The sequence below is a fragment of the Myxococcus vastator genome, assembly GCF_010894475.1.
GTDB lineage: Bacteria > Myxococcota > Myxococcia > Myxococcales > Myxococcaceae > Myxococcus > Myxococcus vastator.
The window spans coordinates 1-6058 of sequence record NZ_JAAIYB010000489.1 but is presented as its reverse complement, the minus strand read 5'-3'; the positions used below and the strand labels follow the sequence as shown (position 1 = coordinate 6058).

Annotated in this window: 5 protein-coding genes; 3 read left to right on the top strand and 2 right to left on the bottom strand. The window is 69.2% G+C overall.

The window, feature by feature from the left end:
• Positions 1 to 104 precede the first annotated feature (104 nt).
• Positions 105 to 1502 carry an esterase/lipase family protein gene (locus G4D87_RS32110; RefSeq protein WP_163786502.1) on the bottom strand — a complete coding sequence of 466 codons (1398 nt, stop codon included), beginning with the start codon at positions 1500 to 1502 and terminating at the stop codon, positions 105 to 107.
• Between the two features lie 317 nt (positions 1503 to 1819).
• On the opposite strand from G4D87_RS32110, the gene G4D87_RS32105 reads away from it, so the two are divergent.
• Positions 1820 to 3034: a threonine aldolase family protein gene (locus tag G4D87_RS32105; RefSeq protein WP_163786501.1), complete on the top strand. Its 1215-nt coding sequence runs from the start codon at positions 1820 to 1822 to the stop codon at positions 3032 to 3034.
• A gap of 23 nt (positions 3035 to 3057) precedes the next feature.
• Here the strand turns inward: G4D87_RS32105 and G4D87_RS32100 are convergent, their stop codons facing one another.
• On the bottom strand, positions 3058 to 4365 hold the full coding sequence (locus G4D87_RS32100) for an MFS transporter (RefSeq protein ID WP_163786500.1): 1308 nt from the start codon (positions 4363 to 4365) through the stop codon (positions 3058 to 3060).
• A 96-nt stretch (positions 4366 to 4461) separates the two neighbouring features.
• Between G4D87_RS32100 and G4D87_RS32095 the strand changes: the two genes are divergently transcribed.
• Complete coding sequence (locus G4D87_RS32095) at positions 4462 to 5073, top strand: YdeI/OmpD-associated family protein (RefSeq protein WP_163786499.1); 612 nt, start codon at positions 4462 to 4464, stop codon at positions 5071 to 5073.
• 115 nt (positions 5074 to 5188) lie between these two features.
• The gene (locus tag G4D87_RS32090) at positions 5189 to 5392 is read left to right on the top strand and encodes a hypothetical protein (RefSeq protein WP_163786498.1); all 204 of its coding nucleotides are present in this window, start codon (positions 5189 to 5191) and stop codon (positions 5390 to 5392) included.
• Positions 5393 to 6058 lie beyond the last annotated feature (666 nt).

Here is a 6058-nt window from a genome sequence, read left to right as displayed (position 1 = left end):
CTCGAGGAGGAGGCGCGGTGACGTGAGAGGCCGCCGCCGAAGGCCCGCGTTGGAGGGATGGGGGCGCGGGCCCGCGGCGGCGACCAGGAGGGGCGGGCGGCGCGTTACTCGGCCAGGTAGCGCATCACCAGGTCCATGCCGGCGTTGGAGCGCATGGAGCCGAAGTGGTTGGCGATGAAGCCCTTGTTGAAGTAGCCGCTGGTGTCGTAGTCGTTCAGCGTGGTGAGCGTGTTCGTCACGCAGCCGTCCATCTCGATGCGCGAGGCGGCCTCGGACACGTAGAGGTCCTGGTAGTTCCGGCCCTGCTCCTTGTCCGTCATGGTGATGGTGTAGTAGCGGACCACGTTCCCACCGCACTGGCCCGTCTTGCCGAAGGCGTAGTCGCCGTCCGCGCAGGGCGTGCTGAAGAGGTCGCGCGGGCCGTTGAGCGGCTTGTGGAAGTACGTCTGGACGTAGTTGGAGCGGCTGCCCATCTCACAGACGATGGTGCCGCGCATCGTCGGGTTCCGTGCGCACAGCTCGCCCAGCGCGGGGTCATAGGTGGACACCCCGTGGTTGGCGCCCGAGCCCATGATGACGTGGCTGACCTGGGTGAAGGGATTGAAGCTGCCCGCCCGGCCCTGAGTCCAATCGACGTAGAGCCGGCGGAGCGCGTCGCGCGCCACCGTCACGCCCAGGGAGTGGCTGATGAGCGCTACCTTCCGGTTGGGGTTGTTCTGCATGACGGCCTTCACCATCGACTGGAGGATGGGCGTGGCCCAGCCATGGTCGATGTTGCCCGACGAGTTCTGCGTCTGGCTGTTCTCCGCCGGGTCCACGTTGGTGACGATGTCCGTGCGGAAGTCCACCGCCAGCACGCGGTAGCGCTGGGCGATGAGCCGCTCCGCCAGCTGCTCCCGCGCCGTGCTGTCCGCGGTGAACTGCACCTGCTCATACGCGGTTTCCACGGTGGTGCCCGCTGGCAGGAGGAACTTCTCCCAGGTGTGCGGCCGGGTGGAGTTGCCGTGGACCAGGATGATGATGGGCTTGGTGGTGTCCTCGTTGTTCTGGATGTACTCCTTGGCCGCGCAGGGGAAGCCCTCGATGACCGCCCGCTGGCCGTTGATGAACCCGCTGGTCGCGTTGGGGCCGCCGAAGGCGCTGTTGCCCGTCCACTTGCCGTCGTTGTTGCCGTCGACGTACGGCGTGGTGCCCGCGGTGTTCGCCCTGTCGTAGTAGAGGTTTTCGATGGAGCAGCCAGGGTGGTTCGTGAGCGGCCGGTAGTGGCCGTCGTAGTCCTGGTAGTTGTCCCGGTTCTGCGGCACCGTGGTGGTGATCTCCGCCATCTCCGGCGCGTCCGTGATGGGCCAGGCCGTGATGTCGATGCCCGCGGCGGTGACCTCCGCCGTCTTCGCGGCGATGCGCTCCCGGCAGGCCACGATGTCGGCCGGCGTCGGGTCCGTGGGCGTCGGATCCTCGCCGGGCTCCTGGTTCTGGCACGCCAGGCCACACAGACCGATCACCGCAGCTACAGTCCGCACACTCATGCGACGTGTTGCCATTCGCTCGCTCCGTTTCAATCGCTGACAGGGGTGACGATCCGTACCAAATGACACGCCGATGAATCAAATCAGACTTGAAGGGTGATTCATATTTCGGTCGCGCTGGCTCCGGCCCACGGCGTCATCGCAGCGCGTCAGGAGTTGAATGGTGATTCAGCATTCCAGTATCTCAGCCAACTGAGGGGATGGCGTGCGCGTCGCGTCGCGTCAGGGTTTGGGCTGGGTGAGTCGGCGTTGCGGTGCGTCATGTATTGGGACCTGCGGTAGGGTCATGTCCCATGAGTCCACGTCACCTCAGCCGGAGTGAGTTCCTGGCCCTGACCGGGTTGATTTCGGGGTCCGCGCTCCTGCCTCGCGGCGCCCAGGCGGCCGTGCCCGCCGCGCCAGCTCCGAAGGTGACGGTGGCCACGCCCGTGTCGTCCGCGGCGCTGCGGCGGAGCTGCCGGGCCGCGCTGTCCTCTGGAGCGCCGGTGGACCCGGGCGCCGAGCTCATCCGCATTGGCGAATGGGTCCAGAGCCAGGGGCTGGACAAGGACTTCTACGGCAACGGCGCGTTCGTGCAGGACTTCGAGGCGCGCATCGCGAAGCTGCTCGGCTGTGAGGATGCGTGCTTCATGCCCACGGGCACCATGGGCCAGCTCATCGCGCTGCGCATCTACGCGGATGCCAGTGGGAACCGGAACGTGGGGGTGCACCCGTCGTCACACCACGTGCTGCACGAGAACAACAGCCACGAGGTGCTCCACGGCCTGCGTGACGTCCTCATCGCGCCGTGGAACCGGCCGCTGCGGGCCTCGGACGTGCGCGGGGCGAGAGAGCCCCTGGGGACGGTCAGCGTGGAGCTGCCGGTGCGCTGGCTGGGCGGTCAGCTGCCCACGTGGGCGCAGCTGGAGGACGTCAAGCGGACCTGCCGTTCGAAGGGCGTGAAGCTCCACCTGGATGGGGCGCGGCTCTGGGCGTGTCAGCCGTTCTATCAGCGCGCCTACGCGGACATCTGCCGGGGCTTCGACTCCGTCTACGTGTCCTTCTACAAGACGGTGGGCGCCATTGGCGGGGCCATGCTCGCCGGCAAGCGTGAGTTCATCCGGAGCGCTCGCACCTGGCGGCACCGCCACGGGGGCAACCTCTATCAGATGCTGCCGTACGTGGCCTCGGCGGCCATGCGGCTGGATGACGCGCTGGCGCGAATCCCCGAACACGTCCGGCGCGCGAAGCTGCTGGCGGACGCGCTGGCCGCCGATGAACGCCTGAGCGTGCTGCCCCAGCCGGCGCAGACGAACATGTTCCGCGTCTACCTGCGGGGAGACCCCGTCGAGCTGTCCGCCCGGAGAGATGTCATCGCGCGCGAGGACAAGGTCTGGGTGGCCAACGGCTTCAGCGCCACGCGCGTGCCGGGTGTCTCGGAGACGGAGCTGCAGGTGAGCGAGGAGCTGAGCGACCTGACCGAGGAGATCGCGGCGAAGGCCTTCCGGCGGCTGCTGGACGCGGCCTGAACCCAGCGGCCTGTCGCGGGCCCTCAGCTCGCGGGCGCCGCTGGGGGCTCCTTCGTCCTCGCGAAGGACTCCAGGCGGTCCACCCGCCGCAGCTCGGGGAAGGCCCACGCCCAGAGCGCGACCACCGCCAGCGTGCCCACCGCTCCCGCGACCACCGCGGGCACGGCGCCCACGTACTCGGCGAACCCGCCCGCGCGGAACTCGCCCAGCTCGTTGGAGGCGCCAATGCACATCATGTTCACCGCGCCCACGCGTCCGCGCATGTCGTCCGGGGTGGCCATCAGCTCCAGCGTGTGGCGGACCACGACGCTGATCATGTCCGCGGCGCCCGCGATGGCCAGCGCCGCCAGCGACAGGGGCAGCGAGCGGCTCATCCCGAAGACGAGCGTGGCCGCGCCGAAGATGGCGACCGCGATGAACATCTTCCGGCCGGTGTTGCCGCCCATGGGCCGCATGGCCAGGAAGACGGCCACCACCGCCGCGCCGAACGCGGGCGCGCAGCGCAGCAGCCCCAGGCCCCAGGGCCCCGTGTGCAGGATGTCCCGCGCGTAGATGGGCAGGAGCGCTACCGCGCCACCGAAGAGCACGGCGAACAGGTCCAGGGTGATGCTGCCCAGCAGCAGGCGCTGCCGGCGAACGAAGCCGAGCCCCGCGACCAGGGTCGACAGGGAGAGCGGCTCGGCGGACGCGCGCCCCGTGCGCACCTCGAGGGTGAGAATCCAGACGACGGAGAGGGCACACAGCGCCGCGGAGGCCGTATAGGCGCCCGTGGCGCCGGCCCAGCCATAGAGGATGCCGCCCACGGCCGGTCCGCCAATGGTGGCCACCTGCCAGGTGGTGGAGTTGATGGCCACCGCGCGAGTCAGGTGCTCGGGCGGCACCAGATGCGGGGTGAGCGCGGAGCCCGCCGGGGCATGGAACGCGCGCGCCGCGCCGAACAGCACCAGGACGCCATAGACGAAGCGCACGTCGCGGATGTGGCCCAGGGTGAAGGCGAGCAGCAGCAGGCTGCAGACCAGCATCACCGTCTGGCACACCGCCAGGATGGTCCGCCGGTCCACGCGGTCCGCCACCTGGCCGCCCACCAGACACAGCGACAGGAACGGCACGAACTGCGCCAGGCCCGTGTACCCGAGCGCGAGCGCGCTGCCCGTGAGCTCGTAGACCTGCCAGCCAATGGCCACCGACTCAATCTGGACGGCCAGCACGGCGCACAGGCGCGCCAGCAGATAGATGCGGAAGTCACGATGCTGGAAGATGGAGCGCCCGGAAGCCGCGGCCTGATGTGTCATGCTCGCGGCGCTGTAATCCACGGGCCGGCCGCGCGCCACCGTCTGATGGTGTCGGCTCCCGAGGGGGGAGGGGCCTGCGTCCTCCGGAGGGTGTTGGCGAATCGCTGGGGGGGCGTGCTATCCGCTGACGCCGCCATGAGCCCGACGAAGAAGACCGCCGCGAAGAAGGCCCCCGCCGCTGAGCTCCCCACGATTGCCTTCGCGTCGCCCGCGGCGTGGGCGTCCTGGCTCGAAGCGAACCATGCCTCGTCGCGGGGCCTCTGGCTGAAGCTGGCGAAGAAGGGCTCGGGCATCGACTCCGTCACCTACGCCGAGGCGCTCGACGTGGCGCTCGAGTGGGGCTGGATTGACGGGCAGAAGAACGCCTTCGACGACACCGCGTGGCTCCAGAAGTTCACCCCCCGGGGCGCGAAGAGCGTCTGGTCCAAGATCAACTGCGAGAAGGTGGAGGCGCTCATCGCCGCGGGCCGGATGAAGCCGTCCGGCCTGGCGGTCGTGGAGCAGGCCCGGAAGGATGGCCGCTGGGATGCGGCCTACGCCTCCCAGAGCAAGGCCACCGTGCCCGAAGACCTGGCGCGCGCCCTGGCCGCGAACGCCAAGGCGGCCGCGTTCTTCGCCACGCTCAACGCGGCGAACCGGTACGCCATCCTGTGGCGCGTCCACACCGCGAAGAAGGCGGAGACGCGGGCTCGGCGAATCGAACAGTTCGTCGAGATGCTGGCCCGGCACGAATCGCTGCACGCGTGAGCGTGGACCCGGCAGGTCCCCTCACGCAACTTCATCCTTTTTCACGAGAGGGCGCCTGGAGCCCATGGCACGGTGCTTTTCAGCGGCCACGCATCCGCCAAGGGGACGTCCATCCATGTTGCTCGACATGTACCTGTACTTCGGCCTGTCACTGCGGCCCGCGCCGCGCCGCGCCGTGTCCCAGGCCTCCGAACCTCGCACGTCCTCCGCCGAGCGCACGGCTTCAGGGGCGCAGGCCGCGTCCGGAGGGCGCGTCCCGGAGCGGAAGGCGGCGCCCCAGTTGACAGTCATCGAGGGGGGCGCGGCTGACGTGCGCTGAGCAGGGTGGAGGTGGGCGCCTTCACCTGCTTCTGGCTGGACGACGGCGGGGCAGCGCGGAGCTGATTCCGGGAACAAGCGGGCCGCTGGGGTGTTGCGGGCCGTCCTTCCAGCGTCATCGTTCCCGGAGCGTGGCGTGGACCGGTATCCCCCCGCGCTGGCGCCCACCGAGGCGTTCGAGAAGGACGGCTTCATCTTCGCCTTCCAGGACGTGCGCGGGCGCAACATGTCCGAAGGCGCGTTCGTCAACGTCCGCCCCCACAAGCCGAAGAAGGCCGGGCCGAAGGACTGCGACGAGAGCACCGACACTTCCCCTTCATCGACCGCAACCCGCAGACCTACGTGCCCAACATCTTCGAGGCGAAGGAGGCGCACTTCACGCGCGCCTTCCACCGCGTCTACCACTCCGCGGCGAACCCCAGCTTCATCAAGGTGGGCGTGCTGCCCGCCCTGGACGAGTAACGCGAAGGGCACCCCACGGGGAACCCACCATGCGTCACGCCATCAGGGCTGCTTCTGTGCAGCGGTGGAGGGACGGGTGTTCTCCTGGGGGTGCGTGCCTTGCGTTCCTGTTAGCCTGATTGTTCACGCGGTGGCACCCGAGACGGGAGGGACATGACCGGCACCCAGGGGCCCGACACCGGGCTGGTGCGGCTGGATGGGAGTG

Bases quoted from the DNA above. Each gene is read 5' to 3' on its own strand.
- G4D87_RS32105 (WP_163786501.1), top strand. From the start codon at position 1,820: ATGAGTCCACGTCACCTCAGCCGGAGTGAGTTCCTGGCCCTGACCGGG.
- G4D87_RS32095 (WP_163786499.1), top strand. From the start codon at position 4,462: ATGAGCCCGACGAAGAAGACCGCCGCGAAGAAGGCCCCCGCCGCTGAG.
- G4D87_RS32090 (WP_163786498.1), top strand. From the start codon at position 5,189: ATGTTGCTCGACATGTACCTGTACTTCGGCCTGTCACTGCGGCCCGCG.